The 2,816-nt window shown below is 36.9% G+C and carries 3 protein-coding genes; all 3 read left to right on the top strand.

Annotated elements, in window-relative coordinates; all coding sequences use genetic code 11:
• A partial coding sequence (locus H7254_RS16650) for a glycosyltransferase family 10 (protein ID WP_301934043.1) occupies positions 1-829 on the top strand: 829 nt, incomplete at its 5' end.
• 100 nt (positions 830-929) lie between these two features.
• A complete protein-coding gene (locus H7254_RS16655; RefSeq protein ID WP_301934044.1) occupies positions 930-1,784 on the top strand; it encodes an FkbM family methyltransferase in 855 nt (284 codons plus the stop codon).
• Positions 1,785-1,818: 34 nt separating this feature from the next.
• The gene (locus tag H7254_RS16660) at positions 1,819-2,730 is read left to right on the top strand and encodes a glycosyltransferase family 2 protein (protein WP_301934045.1); all 912 of its coding nucleotides are present in this window, start codon (positions 1,819-1,821) and stop codon (positions 2,728-2,730) included.
• Positions 2,731-2,816: the final 86 nt, after the last annotated feature.

Consider the following 2,816-nt stretch of genomic DNA (forward strand, 5'->3'; position numbering starts at 1 on the left):
GTTCTTAAAATATGATTGTATCCGAATTTTTTACACGAGCGAAAATCAGCGCCCTGATTTTTTACAATGTGATTACGCATTAAGTTTTGATTTCTTAAAAAGAAATAATCATTTTCGACTCCCTCTTTACCATCTTTATATCCAGCGTCATAAATACTACCAAGATTTAGTTAAAAAAATATCAAGAGAGGAAGCTACCGCAATTTGGAAATCAAAGACAAAGTTCTGCTGCATGCTGGTGTCTAACCCTAATTCAGAGGAAAGAATCAGTTTTTTTAAGGTATTATCAAAAGTAAAAAAAGTAGATTCTGGGGGCAGAGTTCTAAATAATATTGGTTATTCTGTAACAGACAAGATGGCTTTTATTAAAGACTATAAGTTTGTTTTTGCATTTGAAAATAGCAATTATGCTGGTTATACAACAGAGAAGATATTGGAACCTTTTGTAGTTAACTCAATTCCCATTTATTGGGGAAATAATATGATCGATAAAGACTTTAATCGCAAATCTTTTATAAACGTCAATGATTTTAATAATTATGAATCTCTTATTTCTAAGTTGATTAAAATAGATAGAAATGATGAGTTGGCAATTGAAATGATTGTGCAAAATAAAATTGCAATTGGTGGAAGTGATCATTTGATTGTAATGAATGATGTACTACAATTTTTATTTATGATTATCAATCGTCGTGTAAGAATTCCAGCCAGCAGAAATAATTTGTTTTTAATGAGAATATTTATAAGAACAAATATTCAAAAACTGAGAGTTAAAATAATTGCAACAATACGAGAGTTCAGTAGTTTGCTACGCTTCAAAATACTTTGAGCATCCATTTTTAAATTTCCTAATGTCCTTTTATAAAAAGCTTCAACATATTGTCTCCTTTCATAGCCTAAAGTATATCCGGAAGATGAAAGGCTCATCAATGTTTTATCAGATCAAATTAAAATTGTTATTACCAATGGGCTATTATGATAAGCATTATTTAAATTGTCCGTTGGAAGATGGTTGGCAAAGCAGATTGCAGGACGTCATATTGTGTCCAGACAACAGGAAAATTGAACGCCATCAAAACGCCGGAAAAGTAAGGAACGGAAAGCAGTTCATGCACAACGGTATTCTTACAACGCTGGGCGGCTACTATGGTGAAGCCATCGTAAAGATGCTTTATCAAAATAGAGGAGTTCATGAACCACAAGAAGAATATGCATTTAAGCTTGTTTTAAATGAAATGCCGGAAGGTGCAACTATGCTGGAACTGGGTTCTTACTGGGCTTTTTATTCCATTTGGTTTAATAAGAGGGTAAAAGGTGCTAGAAACTTTATGGTGGAACCAGAATTATTCAACTTAAAATATGGTATAAATAATTTCCGGCTTAACAAAGTACAGGGCACATTTACAAATGCATTTGCAGGCAGCGAGAGTGGTAAACTGGATGGTAAGCCTGTTATCTGTGTAGATGATTATTTAACAGCACAGCATATAGACTTTTTAGATATCCTGCACGCAGACATCCAGGGATTTGAATATGACATGTTATTGGGAGCTTCAAAAGCCATAAAAGAAAAGAAGATTGGTTATGCGTTTATTTCTACGCATGGAAATAAAGTGCATTATAAATGTCTTGATTTTTTAATAGCTAATGACTTTACTATAATTTGCCAGGCGGATGAAAAGGATACCTACTCAGCAGATGGAATTATTGTTGCCCGTTCAAACCATATTGTCGGGATAGAAAAAATTGATATTTCTTTAAAATCAAAAGAAAGTGTTGCTTAAGATGAAGAAAGCAGTTTAAGTCCCCATTTGATAAATGCCAAAAGTATCCATTTGTATTCCGGCTTATAACCAGGACTTGTACCTGCGCAAAACCATTGATTCTATTCTCTCCCAAACTTATCAGGACTATGAAATAGTAATTACAGATGATTCACCAGGAAACATAGTAAAAGAACTGGCGCAGGGTTACCAACGGCCGGAACTGATAAAATATTTTAAGAATGCAACCACACTGGGGAGCCCCGAAAACTGGAATGAAGCCATGCGCCAGGCTAGCGGGGAATACATCAAGCTACTGCATCACGATGACTGGTTAAGCGACCCTGACAGCCTTGCAAAATACGTGGCCATGCTGGATGAAAACCCCGGCGCTGACTATGCTTTTTCTGCCACGCAGGCACAAAGCCCGGCAAAGAACTGGGATCATATGCTCGATGAAAGTCAATTAAAAATATTGAAAGAAAACCCGCTGGTGCTATATAGCAATAACCTGCCCGGAGCACCCAGCACGGGCATCTTCCGTAGAAGTGTTGACATGTTTTTTGACCCAAAGTTGAAATGGCTGGTGGATATTGAATTTTACATCCGCATGCTCCATCACAACAACCATTTTATTTACACGCCGGAATTGCTGCTCGTAACCTACGTCGCAGAAGGAAGAGTAACAGACGAGTGCTTGGATAACAAAGAAGTGGAAATATTTGAATACCTGTATGTCCTGAACAGCATCTATAAGCAGCGAAATCAATACAGCAAAACTGCCCGCAAAAGCTGCCTGCTCAAGGCCATTAACATCTGCGAAAAATATGACGTTAACAGCAGGCATGAAGTAGTGGCATATGGCTACACCGGAAAGATGCCTAGGAAATTAAGAACCTGGCTGGCACTGAAAGCGATGGGAAACCTGCCTGCAAAAATATACAGAACTATGCTCACGAAACACTAATCCTTATCAAGTATAATTATGCTAAAAAAAATCATCAATAAGGTTAAGCACCTGGCGGGAATGCAACCGGAGTCATTTGCTGCTTA

This window comes from Ferruginibacter sp., assembly GCF_014377975.1.
GTDB lineage: Bacteria > Bacteroidota > Bacteroidia > Chitinophagales > Chitinophagaceae > Ferruginibacter.